Origin of the sequence: Nonomuraea sp. NPDC049758 (assembly GCF_040674635.1) — a bacterium.
In the GTDB taxonomy this organism is placed as follows: Bacteria; Actinomycetota; Actinomycetes; order Streptosporangiales; family Streptosporangiaceae; genus Nonomuraea.
In genome coordinates this window covers 322,267-338,857 of record NZ_JBFAMZ010000005.1, presented here as the reverse complement: position 1 = coordinate 338,857, position 16,591 = coordinate 322,267, and the positions used below count along the sequence as shown (strand labels likewise).

Below are 16,591 nucleotides of genomic sequence, written 5' to 3'. Positions count from 1 at the left end.
GGGCGTTCATCACGCTAGCAGCCGTCCCACCTAGGATTTCCCCATGAGGGTCCACGTGGTGAGTGACGTGCACGGCAGGGCCGACGCGCTGGCCCGCGCGGGCGAGGGCGCCGACGCGCTGGTGTGCCTGGGCGACCTGATCCTCTTCATCGACTACGACGACCACGCCAACGGCATCTTCGCCGACCTGTTCGGCGCGGAGCGGGCCGCCGAGTTCATCGCCCTGCGCACGGCCAAGCGCTTCGAGGAGGCCAGGGCCATGTCGGCGCGGCTGTGGGCCACCCTCGACGGCGACCCGCGCGAGCACATCGAGCGCAACGTGCGCGCCCAGTACGCCACCCTCTTCGCCGCCATGCCCACCCCCGCCTACCTCACCTACGGCAACGTGGACATTCCCCGCCTGTGGCCCGACTACCTCAAACCGGGCCATCAGGTGCTCGACGGCGAGGTGGTGGAGATCGGCGGCCTGCGCTTCGGCTTCGTCGGCGGCGGCCTCAAGACCCCCTACCGCACCCCGTACGAGATCGGCGACGAGGAGTACGCCGCCAAGGTCGAGGCGATCGGCGAGGTCGACGTGCTGTGCTGCCACATCCCGCCCGCCCTGCCCGAGCTGCTCTACGACGTCGTGGCCAGGCGCTTCGAGCGCGGCAGCGAGGCCACGCTGGCGGCCATCCGGCGCACCCAGCCGCGTTACGCCCTGTTCGGCCACGTCCACCAGCCCCTCCACCGCCGCGCCCGGGTCGGCCGCACCGAGTGCGTGAACGTCGGCCACTTCCGCGGGAGAGGTGAGCCGTTCGTCCTGGAATGGTGAGCCGGGCGGCCCGTGACCGGCGCTCCGCCGCAACGGGCGGATTCTGCATTACGGTGGTCGCATGGCTGATCGCACCACTTCGAGCACCACCATCGGCGCCGGCCGCGCAGAGGTCATGGCGGTCATCGCCGACTTCCCCGCCTATCCCGAATGGGCCGGATCGATCAAGCGCGCCGAGGTCGTCAGTACGGGCGCCGACGGGCGGCCCGAGCAGGTGCGGTTCGTCCTCGACGCGGGCGTGATCAACGACACCTACACCCTGGCCTACACCTGGGACGGCGACGACAACGTGCGCTGGCAGGTGGTCGAGCCGGGCAAGATGGTCGGCGACCTGCGCGGAAGTTACCAGCTCGCCGAGACGGGCAGTGGCACCGACGTGACGTACGAGCTCACCGTCGACCTCACGGTGCCCATGATCGGGATGATCAAGCGCAAGGCCGAGAAGGTGATCGTGGACACCGCGCTCAAGGGGCTGAAGAAGCGCGTCGAGGGCCGTACCCGGTGAGCCCCCGGGTCCTGCTCTTCACCGGCAAGGGCGGCGTGGGCAAGACCACCGCCGCCGCCGCGACCGCCACGCTGGCCGCCGAACGCGGGCTCAAGACGCTGATCGTCTCCACCGACACCGCCCACTCGCTGGCCGACGCGCTCGCCGTCGAGCCCGGCGAGATCGCGCCGGGCCTCCACCTGCACCAGGTCGACACGCAGAAGACGCTGGAGCGTCACTGGGGCGACCTGCAGCACTACGCCAGGGGCGTGCTCACCGAGCTGGGCCTCGACGAGATCACCTCCGAGGAGATCACCGTGCTGCCCGGCGCCGAGGAGGTGATCGCCCTGCTCGAACTGCGCGAGCACGCCCGCCACGGCGCCTGGGACGTCATCGTCATCGACTGCGCCCCCACCGCCGAGACGCTGCGGCTGCTGGCCCTGCCCGAGGCGCTCGACTGGCACGTCACCAGGCTCATGCCGGTCGGCCGCAAGCTGGTCAAGGTCGTCTCGCCGTTCATGCGCAGCGTGGCCCGGGTCAGCGCGCCGGGCGACGACGTCATGAACGCCGCCGAACGCTTCCACCGCGGGCTGATGGAGGTGCGCGAGCTGCTCACCGGCGACAGCGCGTCCGTGCGGCTCGTGCTCACCCCCGAGGCCGTGGTGCTCGCCGAGGCCAGGCGCACCCTCACCTCGCTCAACCTGTACGGATACCGCGTCGACGCGGTCATCGCCAACCGCGTCTTCCCGGCCGGCGGCGCCGACGAGTGGCGGGCCAACTGGGTGAGCGCCCAGGCCAGGCTGCTGGCCGAGGCCGAGGAGTCCTTCGCGCCGCTGCCCGTCCACACCGTTCCGTACCTGCCCGCAGAGCCGGTCGGCCGGCGCGCGCTGGCCGAGGTGGGCGCCTCCGTCTACGGGGACACCGACCCGTTCGCGGCGCCCGCCGTCGAGCCGCCGCTGCGGCTGAGCGCCGACGAGCTGACGCTCGCCCTGCCCGGCGCCGACCACGACGACGTCGACCTGGCCCGCAAGGGCGACGAGCTCATCATCACCGCCGGCCCGTACCGCAGGATCCTGGCGCTGCCCGCGGCGCTGGCCCGCAGGAAGATCGGCTCCGCCGTGCTCCGCGACGGCGCGCTGAGAATACGGTTCAGTGTGGGGAGCGAATCCGGCTCCGAATGAGTTGAGCAGGATGAGCGAACCATACGCAGGGAGGGCCAGATGACCGAGAACAACGACAGAGATCCCAGCAGGGACCCCATCGGCACCGTGGCCGACGAGGCGCGCAAGCTGTTCGAGACGATCCAGGGGCGCGCCACGCGCCAGGTCGGCAAGACCGTCTACAACTCCTTCACGGGCGGCGGCGCCCGCAAGGAGCGGGACGTGTGGAGCGAGGCGGTGTCCGAGCCCCACGACGAGTACATCTGCCGCGCCTGCCCGGTGTGCCGGGCGATCGCGGCGCAGCGGGAGTCGGGCTCCGACGTGACCGGCCACCTGGTGGCCGCGGGCGGCGAGCTGTTCGCCGCGGTGCGCGGGGCGTTCGACGCGCTGAGCAGGCCCGCCCCCCGCGGGCCGCGCGACACCCGTGACCGCGATCGCGGCGACGTGGAACACATAGATCTGGGATAGGGAGACACGCGGCATGCTCACGATCGGTGTCGACATCGGCGGTACCAAGGTCGCCGCGGGCGTGGTCGACGACAACGGCGAGATCGTCGAACACACGCTCAGGCCGACCGCGGCCGACCGGCCCGACGTGGTCGCCGACACGGTCGCGGACGTCGTCCGCGAGCTGTCGCAGGGCAGGGACGTCGAGGCGGTCGGCGTCGGCGCGGCCGGGTTCGTCGACGAGACCCGCTCGATCGTGCGCTTCGCCCCCAACCTCGCCTGGCGCGAGGAGCCGCTGCAGAAGAAGATCGGCGACCTGGTCGGCCTGCCCGTCGTGATCGAGAACGACGCCAACGCCATGGCCTGGGGCGAAACCAGGTTCGGCGCCGGGCGCGGCCAGTCCCACGTGGTCTGCCTGACGCTCGGCACCGGCATCGGCGGCGGCATCGTCATCGACGGCGCCCTCTACCGCGGCCGCTGGGGCATGGGCGCCGAGCTCGGTCACATGCAGGTCGTGCCCGACGGACGGGTGTGCGGCTGCGGCAACATCGGCTGCTGGGAGCAGTACGCCAGCGGCCAGGCCCTGGTCAAGGAGGCCAGGGAGATCGCCGCCCGGCAGCCCGACCGCGCCGAGATCCTGCTCGGCCTGGCCGGCGGCCGGATCGAGGGCGAAGAGGTGACCGAGGCCGCCCGGCTGGGCGACAAGGCCTCGCTGGCCGCCTTCCGCAGCCTGGCCGACTGGCTCGGGCAGGGCATGGCCGACCTGGCCGCCGTGCTCGACCCCGGCTGCTTCATCGTCGGCGGCGGCGTCTCCCGGGCCGCCGACCTGTTCCTCGACGAGGCCCGCGAGGTGTTCGCCAGGCAGCTCACCGGCCACGGCCACCGGCCGCTCGCCGACATCCGGCTGGCCGAGCTGGGCGCGTCGGCGGGGGTGGTCGGGGCTGCCGACCTGGCCAGGCGGCGCTAGCCGCGTGCCGGCCGTGGCTCCCTCGTCCGGCACGCGGGGCATGCGCGACGGCGTGCTGGTCAGGATCGCCTCGTACAACGTGCGCAGCATGCGCGACGACGTGCCCGCGCTGCGCCGGGTGCTCGCCGCCATGCGGGCCGACCTGGTGTGCGTCCAGGAGGCGCCGAGGTTCGCCCGGTGGCGGGCCAGGCGCCGGGCCCTGGCCGAGGCCGGCGGCCTGCGCGTGGCCACGCCGGGACGCGCCGGCGGCGTGTGCGTGCTGGCCGGGCCGCGGGCCCGGGTGCTGGAGGCGCGGCTGCACCGGCTCAAGGCGTTCCCCGGCCTGGAACGCCGGGTGCTGGCCGTCGCCGTCGTCGAGATCGGCGGCGCGCGGCTGGCCGTCGGCTCGCTCCACCTCGACCTGCACCTCGCCGCCCGGCTGCGGCACGCGGGCGAGGCCATGTCCCTCATGGAACGGGCGGCCGCCGCGCACGACGCCGCCGTCGTGGTCGGCGCCGACGTCAACGAGCGGGGGCACCAGCCGGCCTGGCGTCTCCTGGCCGCCCGGCTGTCCGACTGCCACGCCGTCGCGCCCGCGGGCGACGGGCTGACCTTCCCCGCCGCGCGGCCCGCCGAGCGCATCGACGCGGTGTTCGCCGCGCGCGAGGCACGCGTCCTGTCCTGCGGGGGAGTGGCGGCCGGGAACGCCGATCTGGCCGGGGCCAGCGACCATCTGCCGGTGCTCGCCGAGTTGCAGGTTGGACTCTGACGGGCGAGCCGCCCGGGCCAGCCCGTAGCATTTGTTCATGACCCGTCGCTCTCAGCGGCGTGCGCTCTCCGTCCTTCTGGCGACGTCCGTGGCCTTGCCGCAGGTCACGCCCGCCGCGCATGCCGAGCCCCGCCCCGCCGCCGAGGCGTGGCAGAAGTCGACGAGCGCGCGCCTCGACGCGGACGGCTCGCTCTCCGACGTGCTCGCCGTCTCGCCGGGCGACGTGTGGGCGGTCGGCCAGCAGGAGATCTGGGACGTCTGGAAGAACCGCGGCACGATCCGCCACTGGAACGGCAGCAGCTGGAACGAGGTGGCCGTGCGCGACGCCACCGCCGCGGGCAACCTGCGCGGCCTGGCCGCCGCCGGCGCCTCCGACGTGTGGGCGGTCGGCGACGGCCACGACGGCCTGCCCTATCTGGCCCACGGCGATGTCACCGGCTTCGACCGGGTCCGGCCACAGGGGCTGCACGCCGGCGACTGGCTGGGCGGCATCGACGCCAAGCCGGGCCGGGTGGTCGCGGTCGGCAGCCGGGAGAAGTCCGGGCTCGTCCTCACCGGCCAGGGCAACACCTGGACCGTCCAGCAGACCAAGGAGAAGGGCGCGCTCTACGCGGTCGCCTCGGGCTTCGCCGTCGGCGACACCGGCGGCGCGCCGCTGATCATGCACTACACGTCGGGGGCCTGGAAGTCGATGTCCGTGCCCGCCGTCCCCGGCGGCTACCTGCGTGACATCCAGGTCGACAGCTCCAAGCGGGCGGTGGCCGTCGGCGGGGTCTACCACGGTCCCGGCGAGATCTCGCCGCTCGTGCTCACCTGGAACGGCAAGCGCTGGCAGCGCCTGGCGATCCCGGCCACCGGCGCCCGCCTCTACGGCGTCACCGGCGACGGCAAGGGCCGCTACTGGATGACCGGCTACGACCCGGAGCAGGCGGCCCAGCCGTTCGTGATGCGCTGCGAGAAGGACGCCTGCCAGATCATCCGCGGCGCCGCGGAGAAGGGCCGCAGCAGCGTACGCCTCCAGGCGGTGGCCTACCTGGCCGGCAAGGGGGCGCTGTGGGCGGTCGGCCACGCCGTCGACGCGGCCGACCGCTACACCGACGTCGTGGAGTCCTTCGCCCCCCGCACCACCACGGCCAAGTCGTAGCGGGCCGGGCTACAGGACGGCGCCGTCGTCCCAGCCGGAGTCGTTGGGCGGGCCGTCGCCCATCCGCACGACCAGCGCCACGAACCCGCCGATGAACGCCGCCACCGCGGTGAACAGCGCCCACCCCTCCATCTGCCAGCTGGCCATCGCCGCCACCAGCAGGTAGGCGGGCCCGCCGAACAGCGCCACCCAGGCGAGCTTGGTGGGCAGGTCGAGCTTGGGCAGCGGCGGCGGGGGAGGCGGCTCGAAGTGCCCCTCGTCCTCGTCGTCGTCGCGGGCGGGTTCGTGGCGGTCGTCGCGGTCGGGCGCGTCCTGGTCGAGTTCGGGCTCCTCGGACGGTTTGACCACCCTGCGGGTGGGCTCGGCGGGCACGTTCTCGCTGTCCGGCCATGGCTGGTCGGCCGAGTCGCGCTCGGCTGTGTCGTTGAAGGACGCGACGATCTGCCGCCAGACCTCGTCCTCGTCACTCTGGGGCGTCACCTAGATGGGCCTCTCCGCAGCGATCGCGACTTCCCCCTGGGTGCGATCAGTCCCTCTGCAAGGGTACCGAGGCATGTGTCCGGATGAAGTCGAGGCTACCGGCAAAGATCCTGTCGGCATCGTTGTCAAGCGTCGCAACATGGTAGCTGTCCGTGAGCTCCTCGATCGTGGCCTGCGGGACCTTCTGGCGAATGATCGCCACACTCGTCGGTTTCACCACGTGGTCGTCGCGGCTGTGGAAGACCAGCAGCGGCTGGGTGACCTTCGCCAGGTCGGCCTGCACCAGTGACCACAGCCCCGGCAGCGACGCGGCCGCCTTGACGGGCGTGCGGGCGTAGGCCAGCTCGGTCACGCCGGGCTTCTTGACGTCGTTGGCGACGCCGGGCACCGACGGCAGGAACCACTTCAGCAGCGGCGCCAGCCTCAGCAGCGGCACGTCACTGGCGATGGACGGGTTGACCACCACCACGCCCCTGACCGCGTCCCCGTGCACCTCGGCCAGCCGCAGCGCCAGGCAGCCGCCCAGCGACAGGCCCGCCACGAACAGCTCCGAGCAGCGCCCCTGGAGGTCGGCGAACGCCTTCTCCACCTCGGCGTACCAGTCTTCCCAGCGGGTGCGGTTCATCTCCTGCCATGTGGTGCCGTGCCCCGGCTGGCGGGGCAGCGAGACGCTGACCCCATGGCCCGCCAGGTACTCGGCCCAGGGCCGCAGCGACTGCGGCGTGCCGGTGAACCCATGGCACAGCAGCACACCGACCTGACCCGCTCGGTGGTGGTAGGGCTCCGCGCCTGGCATGAGCGGCATAACAGCTCCTTGACGCAATTTCATCCCGGAACTGCCCGATCGTCGCACGTTCAGGGGTGATTGTGCGAGAGCTGGTGTAGTTGCATCTCGCCAGGGATGGGAAGATGACTCTGCTCAATCACGATGTCCTGGGGAAGAGGTGGCCGGGTGTTCTACTGGGTGGTCAAGGCCATCTTGAAGCCGATCCTCATGCTCTTCCGCCCGTGGACGGAGGGCGGGGACAACGTACCCAAGCAGGGTCCCGCGATCCTGGCCGGAAACCACCTCTCCTTCGCCGACCACTTCTTCGGCCCGCTGCAGATCCGCCGCAAGGTGATCTCGCTCGGCAAGGCCGACTACTTCACCGGCACCGGCATCAAGGGCTTCTTCACCCGGCTGTTCTTCAGCGGCGTCGGCACGGTGCCGATCGACCGCTCCGGCGGCAAGGCCAGCGAGGCCGCGCTCCGCACCGGCCTGCGCATCCTGCGCGAGGGAGACGTCCTCGGCATCTACCCCGAGGGCACCCGTTCGCCCGACGGCCGCCTCTACAAGGGCAAGACCGGCGTGGCCCGGCTGGCGCTGGAGTCGCGGGTGCCGGTCATCCCGTGGGCGATGGTCAACACGTACGAGATGATGCCGCCCGGGCGGCTGTTCCCCAAGCTCGGCATCCGGCCGGGCGTCCGGTTCGGCAAGCCGCTCGACTTCTCCCGCTACTACGGCATGGAGGACGACCGGCTGGTCCTGCGCGCGGTCACCGACGAGATCATGTACGCGCTGATGGAGCTGTCCGGCCAGGAGTACGTCGACAAGTACGCCGCCAGCGCCCGGGTCGAGATGGAACGCGCCCGCCGCGCCGCCGCCAAGACCGGCTCCTGAGGGCCTGCCCGTTTTCCGGCCGGCCGTTTTCCGGCCGGTTCCCTGCGCCTTCGCGGTCAGCTTCTGAGGGCCTGCTCGCTTTTCGTCATCGCGCTGGTCAGTGAGGTCAGCTCCGCCCGGGTGAGCCGGTCGATCAGGTAGTCCCGCACGACCTCCACGTGCCCGGGAGCGACGCGTTCCAGGCAGCGCTCGCCCGCCTCCGTGAGCACCGCCAGCACCCCGCGGTCGTCGGAGGGGCACGTGGTGCGCTCCACCAGCCCCGCCTTCTCCAGCTGCGTGATCTGGTACGTCAGCGCGCTCTTCGACACCACCACGCCCCGGGCCAGCTCGGTCATGCGCATCCGGCGCTCGGGGGCGGCCGACAACCGCACGAGGATCTCGTACTGCGGGTGCGTCAGCCCCGCCGCGGCCTTGAGCTGCTCCTCGATGCGCCGTTCGAGCAGATGGGAGGCCGACAGGAAGGCGCGCCAGGCGGCCATCTCCGTCTCGTCGAGCCAGCGGGTGTCCGTCACGTCCCAAGTGTACTTGTTGTTCAGATTTGAACTACCGGTAGAGTGGTTGTTCAAATCTGAACGACTCCCTTGGAGGGTCCATGATCGACCAGGCGCGTCCCATCGCCCTGCTGCTGGCCAGGCTCGCCATCGGCGTGATCTTCCTGGTGCACGGCTACCAGAAGTTCGCCGACATGGGCATCGCGGGCACCACGAAGTTCTTCGAGTCCGCGGGCATCCCCCTGGCCGGGGTGGCCGCACCGGCCGTGGCGGTGCTGGAGGTGGCCGGCGGGATCGCGCTGATCCTCGGCGCCGCCCTGCCGATCGCGGGCACGCTGCTGGCCCTCGACATGATCGGGGCGATCGTGTTCGTCCACGGCTCCAGCGGCTTCGGGGCCGGTGAAGGGGGCTACGAGTTCGTCCTCGCGCTGGCGGCGGCGAGCCTGGCGGTGGGATTCACCGGCGGCGGCGCCCTGGCGCTCGACGCCCTCCTCGGCCGCCGCCGCACCACGGCTCCGGCCACCGCCTAGCGGCCCGCCCGTTCCGGCCGCTCACGACCCTCGCGCGCCCACGCGTGGGGGTCCTGCGGTCTTTGCTGTCGTCCGTACGGCGTGCGCGGGGGATCCTGCGGTCGGGGCTTCGTCTGTACGGCGGTCGGGCGTCGGGTGTACCGGTGACGTCTCACCGGGCCCGGGCCAGGGCCCGGGACTGGGGCGTCAGGTCAGGTGGGCGCGGATCTGCCGGATGTGCTCAGGGGTGGTGCGGCAGCAGCCGCCGATCAGCGACGCCCCGGCGCGCTCCCACTCCTTGGCGGCCAGGCCGTACTCCACCGGGTCGGACAGGCCCAGCCACCGGCGCTGCTCGGCGTCCCACGTCTCGCCCGAGTTCGGGTAGACCACGACGGGCAGTCCGCCGGACAGGCGGGCGACCAGCCCGGGGATGTGCCGCGGCGCCGTGCAGTTGACGCCGACCGCCACCACCTGCGGGTTTCCGGAGAACAGCGCGGCGGCCCGGTCGATCGGGGTGCCGTCGTTGATGCGCTCGGCGTCGCGGCAGGAGAAGCTCACCCACGCCTTGACCCCCGGCGTGGAGGCCAGCAGCCCGGCCAGCGCCCGCGCCTCGGCGTAGGACGGGATCGTCTCGCAGGCCAGCAGGTCGGCGCCGGCGGCGGCCAGGATCTCCCAGCGCGGACGGTGCCAGGCCAGCAGGCCGTCTTCGTCGAGGTCGTAGTCGCCGGTGTACTCGGCGCCGTTGGCCAGATAGGCGCCGTAGGGGCCGACCGAGGCCGCCACCAGGCCGCGACCGGCCTCGTCGCGGGCCTGCCCGGCCAGCTCGACCGACAGCCTGATCAGCCGCTCGGCCTCGGACCGGTCGAGCCCGCGCCGCTGGAAGCCGGGGATGGTGGCCTGGTAGCTCGCCGTGGTCGCCACGTCGGCGCCCGCCGCGTAGTAGTCGGCGTGCACCCGCCTGATGAGCTCGGGCTGCTCCAGCAGCAGGCGCGCCGACCAGAGCTCGTCGCGCAGATCCGCGCCGAGCGACTCCAGATGCGTGGACAGGCCGCCGTCCAGGACGAGTGTGCTCACCCGTCCAGAATAGGAGGCCGCGGGGGATGGTGGCACATGGGAATGGCACGCCTTTTCCCGGAGACGGCTGAATATCGCGGCGGAGATATCGCCGGGCGTGGAATTCATAATGGGTCGTGGGGGCATTCGCGCGCCGGTTTGCGGGTGCGCCGGGTCGTTCGCGGCGCCGGGGCCCGTCATGGCGTGCCGTCGTTCCCTGGACGCCCGCCACGGCCCATTACGCCGGGCTTGCAGATAATTAGGCAGCGAAATCAGCAAAGAATACAGAATCCCCGCCATTGGCGGAAACGGCGGTTCTGGAAACGGCGCTACCGCCAAGTCCGGTGCGGCACGGTTGGACCCGTTAGTGGCCGATTAGCGATTCGCCACATGTGTCCCTGAACGCGAGCCCCGTCGATCACCACCCAGCCGCCCCACCCCGCCGGCCCGCCGCCCGGCCCCCGCGGTACTGCCCGCCGCCGCACAGCCGGCCGCCGGGCCGCGCTGCGGCGCGTTCCCGCGTCGGACCGTTCATGGATGGAGGTGGCAGCGCTGCCGGGTGGTGCAGCGCTGCCGGGGTGTCAGGTGGGTGTCAGCCTCGTTTCCAGAAGGGGCGGTGGCGCTTGCCGGGCTCGGGGTCGCCCGGGGCGAGTGGGCCGTCCTCGGGGAGAGGGTCGCCGGGGGCGAGTGGGCCGTCCTTGGGGAGTGGGTCGCCCGGCGCGATGGGGGCGTCCGGGAGAGTGGGGTCGGTCGGGGCGTGGTCGGCGGGGGTGCCGGTGAGCGTGGCCAGCGCTTCGAGGGCGTGGTCGTGCAGGGCACGGAGATCCGCGCCGGGACGTTCGGCCGCCTCCAGCTCCCGGGCCAGCGTCGCCAGCGCCTCGTTCCCGCCCAGGTACGCCGCCAGCGCCGCCAGACGCGAGCCCAGGTCGGCCAGGTACAGCGCGTCCGGTGCGCGCATCGCCCTGAGCCGGTCCAGTTCGGCCTTCAGCTGCGGCCTGACCGACTCCAGCCGGTGCGCCGGACGCGGCGACGACGGAGGTGCGAACTTGGGCGAAGCCCCATGCCCAGGGCCGCCACCGGAGCCGGGTGCGGACGGCGCAGGACCGGCAGGGCCGCCCGTGAGGGGCGGGGCCGGGAAGGGGGCGTCGGCCGGGGAGGGGCCGCCGAGCGGAGCCGGCGCGCCGAAGCCCTGGTCGAAGGACGGCGGGGCCGGCGGCATCATCCGGGCGGCACTCGCGGGACGCGCCATCGTCATCGCCTGCGCCACGAACCCCCCGCCCATGGACGGGTTCGGCGGCAGCTCCCACCCGCTGGGCGGCTCGACCGGCTGGATCACCCGGTGCTCGGGCGCGCCCTCCGCCACCTGCCTCGTGTCGATCGCCACGTACGCCGTGAACCTGCACAGAACGCCGTTCTCCAGCGAGACCTCGACGATCCGCGACTCCAGCCCGTGCTCGCCCATGGCGTACCGGTCCTCCAGCTCGCGCAGGTGGGCGCGGGCCCAGACGGCGCGGAGGGCCGGACTGGCGGTGGTCACCCCCGTGACGCGCTCCTCCCACGGCCCCCCGGCCGACGTGCCGCGCACGGTGACGGCCTCGGCGCCCTCGCGGCACCGTCCGTACACACGGAGGGGGACCCCGGGGAAGATCGAGCCGAGGTGGGTCACGGTGCCGGGCTCGGTCTCCAGCCCCTTCAGGGACAGGTCCGTCACCAGCGGCGCGCCGATCCTGCGGTGGATCTGCTCCATCGCCGCGTCGAGCCGGTCCTCGGACTCCACCAGCTCGCACCGGCCGGCGCCCAGCCCGGCGAGCCGGCCGAGGAAGCCGGCGTTCACCGCCCGGTCGATGCCGACCGTGTGCACCCGCATCGCCGACAGCGCGCCGCCGGCCTGCTCCAGGATCTGGTCCTCGTTGCCCACCTGGCCGTCGGTGACCAGCACCACCACCCGCTCCCTGTCGCCGGGCGCGCCGAGGAGCGCGATGGCGCGGCGCAGCGGTTCGAGCAGCTCGGTGCCGCCGCGCGCGTCGACCCGCGCCAGGTGCTCGACCGCGCGGTACCGGTTGCGGTCGGACGCCGCCACCAGCCCCTCGAACGCCGCCTCGACCACCGAGTCGAACGTCAGCACGTTGAAGCGGTCGTGCGCGGTCAGCGTGTCGACGATGCGCGCCGCCGCCCGCCGCGCCGCGACCATCTTCCAGCCGCCCATGCTGCCCGAACGGTCGAGCACCAGCACCACGTCCCGCGGCGCGCGGGCGGCCTGGAGGGCGGGCGGGACGACGGTGAGCGCGAACGTGCCCCGCCCGTCGAACTGCAGGGACGTGGACGCCTCGAACGACAGCCGCAGGATGAAGTCACGGTCGAGGCGCTCGCCCGGACGCAGGCGCACGGTGTGGCCGTCCTCCTCGACCACGTGCAGGCTGGAGGCCAGCTCCCGCAGGTCCAGCCCGGAGGCGTCGACGCGGGCGGTGAGCGAGAGCCGCACGGGGCTGGGGAAGCCGGGCAGCAGCACCGGCGGCGTGATCCTCGACGCGTCGGGGACGGCGTCGGTGTCCGGCGCCACCCCGGAGCCCGCCGGGTCGCCGTCGAGCGGGGTGCCCGGGACGTACCGCGGGGCCACGACGAGCGGGAACCGGAAGGTCGCCGCGCCGTCCTCGTAGGGGAGGGGCTGGCTCATGGTCAGCCTGATCGAGACGCGTTCGCCGGGCAGGATGTTGCCCACCCTGATGGTGAAGACGTCGGGCCGGTCCTCCTCGGCGATGGCCGCCCGCCTGCCCTCGCGCAGCGCCTGGTCGTAGTCGGCCCTGGCCTGCCCGCGCTCCTTCAGCACGCCCTCCACGACCCGGTCGTCGGCCTCCATCCTGAAGGCCGTCACCGCCGCCCGGTCGGGCAGCGGGAAGACGTAGGTCGCCTCCAGCGTGACGTCGAACGGGTTGCGGAACCCCTGCTCGACCTCGACCCCGGCGACGAGCCCGGCGATGTCGGCGTGCACGTCCACGCTGTCCAGCGGCAGGTTGCCGCGCTCGGTCAGCAGCGCGCCGAACCCGGCCTCCGGCACCGGCAGGCACCGTGCGGGCTCCAGCGAAGTGATCTTCACAGCAGTCTCCTCTCTACGAGCACCGCGAGCAGCGGCCCAGCCGCCGCCAGCACCGCCTGAACGTCGTCCTCGGACGGAGGACGCCCCCCGTCCCACACAATGCGCACCCCGTCCGCGAGCACGACCCCCGCGGCCGGCCCGCCCCCGGCATGCCCCGCTTCGGCGTCGGCGGGGCGTTCGCTCCCGGCCGGGGCGCGGCGGACCGGCCGCTCGGCCCAGAACCTCTCGCGGCCCGGCTCGCCGCCGCCCGTAGCCCGCCCGCCCGGCGGGCGTCCAGCCGCGCGCGCCTGGCCGTCGAAGGCCCCGTTCGCCTCGCCGCCGGACGTCACGTTCGTCGTCGTGGCGATGACGGACGCGGGCCCCGCCGAGCGCGGGCCGTCCGGCGGAGAACCAGGGACCGCCCGCCCGTCGCCCGCGGACGGCACGTCGGCGAGCCCGGCGGCCGACGCCAGCGTGGCGTTCGTCGCGCCGGCCAGCGCCGTCTGGATCTCGGCGATCGAGTGCCCCGCCGCCTGCATGCGCTTGACGGCCACCAGTTGCAGCAGGTGCCGCCGGCCGTAGCGGGCGATCCTGCCGCGCCGGGTCAGGGGCGGGTCCACGAGGCCGATGGTGGTGTACCACCGGATCAGGCGTTCCCCGGGCACGTCGCGGACCCGGCCGTTGACCGGCTGGGCGCCTGCGCGCAGCGCCCGCGCCGCATGCTCGGCCAGCTCGCCGATGGTCCAGGTGTCGCTCATACCTCCACAATGACACTGTCACTATTACACTGTCAACGATGGAAAGATCGGAAGAATCCGCCCCCGGATGACGTTCTAAATAGGCATAAGCACCACTGAAGGGGAGGAAATACGACATGGCTACGATCACCGGTCCGCTCTCGGGCGAAGCCAAGAACACTGTCGCCGAAGCCCTGCAGGACGCCCTGGTCGATCTGATCGATCTGTCGCTGGTCGCCAAGCAGGCGCACTGGAACCTTGTCGGCGCCCATTTCCGCCCGATTCACCTCCAGCTCGACGAGCTGACCGACCTGGCCCGCGCCCACATGGACACCATCGCCGAGCGGTCGGTCGCGCTCGGTGTGAACCCCGACGGGCGCTCGGCGACCGTCGCCAAGTCCACCCGGCTCCAGCAGCCCGAGCGCGGCTGGCTGGAGGACGGCAAGGTGGTGGCGACGATCACCGACATCCTCGACGGCATCAGCAAGCGCATGTACGAGCGCATCCGCGCCACCGACGAGGCCGACCCGGTCAGCCAGGACCTGCTCATCGCCGTGACGCAGGACATCGACAAGCAGCACTGGATGTTCCAGGCCCAGCGCTGACCGCGCGCGGCCCCGGCCGCACCACCCGAAAAGCCCGGGCACGACCACAGTGTCCGGGCTTTCGCGTGTCCGCCCCCAAGATGGGCGATCTTCCGTCCGGTGGGTACGGACTGTCACGCATCGTCCAGGGGCCTGCGGCGATCTCACGCCACGACGGAGCGCGGGGTTTGCGCAGAGTTTGATGTCACGAGTCCTTGCCATTCATGTCGGTGCGGTCGACTAGCGTGGCACCTAGAGGGAGGCCCCACGATGTCCCACAAGACTCTCCTCCGCACGGGCCCGCTCTTGCAGGGCGGCATCAGCCCGTACGGGCCGCTCACGCCGGCGTCCGCCGACGGGCTCGCGCTCCCGCCGGGCTTCACCGGCCGGGTGGTGGCCCGGTCGGGCGACAAGGTGGCCGGGCTCACCTGGCACGCCGCACCCGACGGCGGCGCCTGCTTCCCCGACGGCGCCGGCTGGATCTACGTCTCCAACTCCGAGCTGCCCCTGCTCGGCGGCGCCTCCGCGCTGCGCTTCCACGCCGACGGCACGGTCGCCGACGCCTACCGCATCCTGTCCGGCACCGACCTCAACTGCGCGGGCGGCGCCACGCCGTGGCACACCTGGCTGTCGTGCGAGCTCGGCGACCGCGGCCGCGTCTTCGAGTGCGACCCCTACGGCGCCCGCGCCGCCCGCCCCCGCCTGGCCATGGGCCGCTTCCGGCACGAGGCCGCCGCCTGCGACCCCGAGCGGCGCGTCGTCTACATGACCGAGGACGAGCACGACGGCTGCTTCTACCGCTTCCGTCCCGGCGACTGGGGCGACCTGACGGAGGGCACGCTGGAGGTGTTGTGCGCGTCGGGCGGCTGGCGGCCGGTGCCGTCCCCGGCCGCGCTGCTCACCGCGGCCCGCCACCAGGTCGAGGACGCCCGCCACTTCGACGGCGGCGACGGCTGCCACTACGCGGGCGGCGTCTGCTACTTCACCACCAAGGGCGACACCGGCCTGTGGGCCTACGACGCCCACACCTCCACGCTCGACCGGCTGTGCGAGGGCGTGCGCGCGATCACCGCCGCCCCCTCGGGCGACCTCTACGTGGCCAGGGAGACGACGGAGATCGACGTCATCGCGCCCGACCGGGCCGTCACGCCGTTCCTGCGGCTCACCGGGCACGAGGGGGCCGAGCTCACGGGGCTGGCGTTCTCGCCGAGGGGCGACCGGCTCTACTTCTCGGCCAGGCGCGGCCGCACCGAGGGCCACACGTTCGAGGTCCGCGGCCCCTTCCGGCCCTGACCGCACCGCCCCGGGCTCAGGTCGGGCGGCGGACCGGCATGAGGGCGCTCAGGTGGTGGCCGCGAGGTCGAGCGACCACATCTCCTCGGTGACCTCGGCGCCGTTCTCCACGCCGGGCTCCGCCGACTCCAGCTCGAACCCGGCCGTCTGGTAGATGCGCCGCGCGCTCACCAGACAGTCGCGCGTCCACAGCGTGATCCGCCGGTAGCCCCGGTCCCTGGCGTGGCGCAGGCACTCGGCCACCAGGCGCCGCCCGATCCCGAGGCCCCGCGCCGACGGCTCGACCAGCAACATGCGCAGCTTGGCCGTCGTGTCGTCCTGGTGCACGCAGAACACGCAGCCGGCGCGCTCGCCGTCGACCTCGGCGATCCAGCCGGCGTCGCGGGCGGGATCGTAGGCGCCCACGATCCTGGCCACGAGCTGCTCGAACTCGGTGCCCCAGCCGTACTCCTCGCTGTAGAGGGCGCCGTGCCGGTAGGCGACCCAGCCGAGGTCGCCGGTCCGCGGGGGCCTGATCACGTACGAGCGGGCGGCCGGCTCGCCGAGCAGCCGCCTGATCGTCGCCATGCTGCCGACCAGCAGCGCCCGGTCCGCCTCCGGCAGGCCGCCGAGCAGCCGTTCGATCTCCTCGGCCGAGCGGCGGTCGAGCCCGGCGAACGTGGCCGCGCCCGCCTCGGTCAGCCGGACGACTTGCTTGCGGGCATCGGCGGCCGACCGCTCGCGGGCGACCAGCCCGTCGCCCTCGAAGCGGGCCAGGATCCGGCTCAGGTAGCCCGCGTCGAGGTCGAGCAGGCCGCGCAGCTCGCCGGTCTCCATGCTCTCGGCGTGCGCGAGCTCGAACAGCACCCTGACTTCCGTCAGCGAGTAGGGCGAGTCGAGCATGCCTGCCTGGAGGACGCCGATCACTTTCGTATAGAACCGGTTGAAGGCTCTGATCTCAGAAACCCTTG

Annotated in this window: 18 protein-coding genes; 11 read left to right on the top strand and 7 right to left on the bottom strand. The window is 72.9% G+C overall.

Annotated elements, in window-relative coordinates:
* The first annotated feature begins 43 nt into the window (after nt 1–43).
* The 7 genes from AB0J46_RS15880 (at nt 44) to AB0J46_RS15850 (ending at nt 5,761) form a co-directional block, all read left to right on the top strand.
* Nucleotides 44–811: a metallophosphoesterase gene (locus tag AB0J46_RS15880; protein WP_364331709.1), complete on the top strand. Its 768-nt coding sequence runs from the start codon at nt 44–46 to the stop codon at nt 809–811.
* A 61-nt stretch (nt 812–872) separates the two neighbouring features.
* Nucleotides 873–1,316 (top strand): SRPBCC family protein, encoded by a 444-nt coding sequence (locus tag AB0J46_RS15875; RefSeq protein ID WP_352353271.1) that lies wholly within the window; start codon nt 873–875, stop codon nt 1,314–1,316.
* Complete coding sequence (locus AB0J46_RS15870; protein ID WP_358294108.1) at nt 1,313–2,476, top strand: ArsA family ATPase; 1,164 nt, start codon at nt 1,313–1,315, stop codon at nt 2,474–2,476. The genes AB0J46_RS15875 and AB0J46_RS15870 overlap by 4 nt, the downstream gene beginning before the upstream one ends.
* Before the next feature lie 39 nt (nt 2,477–2,515).
* On the top strand, nt 2,516–2,923 hold the full coding sequence (locus tag AB0J46_RS15865; RefSeq protein WP_364331705.1) for a DUF5304 family protein: 408 nt from the start codon (nt 2,516–2,518) through the stop codon (nt 2,921–2,923).
* A gap of 13 nt (nt 2,924–2,936) precedes the next feature.
* Nucleotides 2,937–3,869, top strand: coding sequence for an ROK family glucokinase (locus AB0J46_RS15860; RefSeq protein ID WP_364331702.1), 933 nt, complete (start codon nt 2,937–2,939; stop codon nt 3,867–3,869).
* A 13-nt stretch (nt 3,870–3,882) separates the two neighbouring features.
* Nucleotides 3,883–4,617 carry an endonuclease/exonuclease/phosphatase family protein gene (locus AB0J46_RS15855; RefSeq protein WP_364331699.1) on the top strand — a complete coding sequence of 245 codons (735 nt, stop codon included), beginning with the start codon at nt 3,883–3,885 and terminating at the stop codon, nt 4,615–4,617.
* A 37-nt stretch (nt 4,618–4,654) separates the two neighbouring features.
* Nucleotides 4,655–5,761: a hypothetical protein gene (locus tag AB0J46_RS15850; protein ID WP_364331696.1), complete on the top strand. Its 1,107-nt coding sequence runs from the start codon at nt 4,655–4,657 to the stop codon at nt 5,759–5,761.
* A 9-nt stretch (nt 5,762–5,770) separates the two neighbouring features.
* Here AB0J46_RS15850 and AB0J46_RS15845 read toward each other — a convergent pair whose 3' ends face one another.
* Nucleotides 5,771–6,241 (bottom strand): hypothetical protein, encoded by a 471-nt coding sequence (locus AB0J46_RS15845; RefSeq protein ID WP_364331693.1) that lies wholly within the window; start codon nt 6,239–6,241, stop codon nt 5,771–5,773.
* A gap of 46 nt (nt 6,242–6,287) precedes the next feature.
* Entirely contained in the window at nt 6,288–7,046 is a 759-nt protein-coding gene (locus tag AB0J46_RS15840) for an alpha/beta fold hydrolase (RefSeq protein ID WP_357967798.1), read from the bottom strand.
* A gap of 147 nt (nt 7,047–7,193) precedes the next feature.
* Between AB0J46_RS15840 and AB0J46_RS15835 the strand changes: the two genes are divergently transcribed.
* Nucleotides 7,194–7,901, top strand: coding sequence for a lysophospholipid acyltransferase family protein (locus AB0J46_RS15835; RefSeq protein WP_358294097.1), 708 nt, complete (start codon nt 7,194–7,196; stop codon nt 7,899–7,901).
* 56 nt (nt 7,902–7,957) lie between these two features.
* On the opposite strand, the gene AB0J46_RS15830 is transcribed toward AB0J46_RS15835, so the two are convergent.
* A complete protein-coding gene (locus AB0J46_RS15830) occupies nt 7,958–8,413 on the bottom strand; it encodes a MarR family transcriptional regulator (RefSeq protein WP_364331689.1) in 456 nt (151 codons plus the stop codon).
* 80 nt (nt 8,414–8,493) lie between these two features.
* On the opposite strand from AB0J46_RS15830, the gene AB0J46_RS15825 reads away from it, so the two are divergent.
* Nucleotides 8,494–8,922, top strand: a complete 429-nt coding sequence (locus AB0J46_RS15825) for a DoxX family protein (RefSeq protein ID WP_364331686.1) — start codon at nt 8,494–8,496, stop codon at nt 8,920–8,922.
* A 186-nt stretch (nt 8,923–9,108) separates the two neighbouring features.
* On the opposite strand, the gene mmuM is transcribed toward AB0J46_RS15825, so the two are convergent.
* The 3 genes from mmuM to AB0J46_RS15810 form a co-directional block, all read right to left on the bottom strand.
* Nucleotides 9,109–9,975 carry a homocysteine S-methyltransferase gene (gene mmuM / locus AB0J46_RS15820; RefSeq protein ID WP_352353249.1) on the bottom strand — a complete coding sequence of 289 codons (867 nt, stop codon included), beginning with the start codon at nt 9,973–9,975 and terminating at the stop codon, nt 9,109–9,111.
* A 571-nt stretch (nt 9,976–10,546) separates the two neighbouring features.
* On the bottom strand, nt 10,547–13,048 hold the full coding sequence (locus tag AB0J46_RS15815) for a VIT domain-containing protein (RefSeq protein WP_364331682.1): 2,502 nt from the start codon (nt 13,046–13,048) through the stop codon (nt 10,547–10,549).
* Entirely contained in the window at nt 13,045–13,785 is a 741-nt protein-coding gene (locus AB0J46_RS15810; RefSeq protein WP_364331680.1) for a helix-turn-helix domain-containing protein, read from the bottom strand. Before AB0J46_RS15810 ends, AB0J46_RS15815 begins: the two co-directional genes overlap by 4 nt.
* A gap of 116 nt (nt 13,786–13,901) precedes the next feature.
* On the opposite strand from AB0J46_RS15810, the gene AB0J46_RS15805 reads away from it, so the two are divergent.
* Together AB0J46_RS15805 and AB0J46_RS15800 are read left to right on the top strand one after the other, a co-directional pair.
* Nucleotides 13,902–14,369 (top strand): DNA starvation/stationary phase protection protein, encoded by a 468-nt coding sequence (locus tag AB0J46_RS15805; RefSeq protein WP_364331677.1) that lies wholly within the window; start codon nt 13,902–13,904, stop codon nt 14,367–14,369.
* Nucleotides 14,370–14,618: 249 nt separating this feature from the next.
* On the top strand, nt 14,619–15,641 hold the full coding sequence (locus AB0J46_RS15800; protein WP_364331674.1) for an alkaline phosphatase PhoX: 1,023 nt from the start codon (nt 14,619–14,621) through the stop codon (nt 15,639–15,641).
* A 48-nt stretch (nt 15,642–15,689) separates the two neighbouring features.
* Here the strand turns inward: AB0J46_RS15800 and AB0J46_RS15795 are convergent, their stop codons facing one another.
* Nucleotides 15,690–16,547, bottom strand: coding sequence for a helix-turn-helix domain-containing GNAT family N-acetyltransferase (locus AB0J46_RS15795; RefSeq protein WP_364331671.1), 858 nt, complete (start codon nt 16,545–16,547; stop codon nt 15,690–15,692).
* Between the last annotated feature and the right edge of the window lie 44 nt (nt 16,548–16,591).

Excerpts from the sequence above, each read along its gene's own strand:
- AB0J46_RS15880 (WP_364331709.1), top strand. The coding sequence starts at position 44 with ATGAGGGTCCACGTGGTGAGTGACGTGCACGGCAGGGCCGACGCGCTG.
- AB0J46_RS15875 (WP_352353271.1), top strand. The coding sequence starts at position 873 with ATGGCTGATCGCACCACTTCGAGCACCACCATCGGCGCCGGCCGCGCA.
- AB0J46_RS15865 (WP_364331705.1), top strand. The coding sequence starts at position 2,516 with ATGACCGAGAACAACGACAGAGATCCCAGCAGGGACCCCATCGGCACC.
- AB0J46_RS15860 (WP_364331702.1), top strand. The coding sequence starts at position 2,937 with ATGCTCACGATCGGTGTCGACATCGGCGGTACCAAGGTCGCCGCGGGC.
- AB0J46_RS15850 (WP_364331696.1), top strand. The coding sequence starts at position 4,655 with ATGACCCGTCGCTCTCAGCGGCGTGCGCTCTCCGTCCTTCTGGCGACG.
- AB0J46_RS15840 (WP_357967798.1), bottom strand. The coding sequence starts at position 7,046 with ATGCCGCTCATGCCAGGCGCGGAGCCCTACCACCACCGAGCGGGTCAG.
- AB0J46_RS15825 (WP_364331686.1), top strand. The coding sequence starts at position 8,494 with ATGATCGACCAGGCGCGTCCCATCGCCCTGCTGCTGGCCAGGCTCGCC.
- AB0J46_RS15810 (WP_364331680.1), bottom strand. The coding sequence starts at position 13,785 with ATGAGCGACACCTGGACCATCGGCGAGCTGGCCGAGCATGCGGCGCGG.
- AB0J46_RS15805 (WP_364331677.1), top strand. The coding sequence starts at position 13,902 with ATGGCTACGATCACCGGTCCGCTCTCGGGCGAAGCCAAGAACACTGTC.
- AB0J46_RS15800 (WP_364331674.1), top strand. The coding sequence starts at position 14,619 with ATGTCCCACAAGACTCTCCTCCGCACGGGCCCGCTCTTGCAGGGCGGC.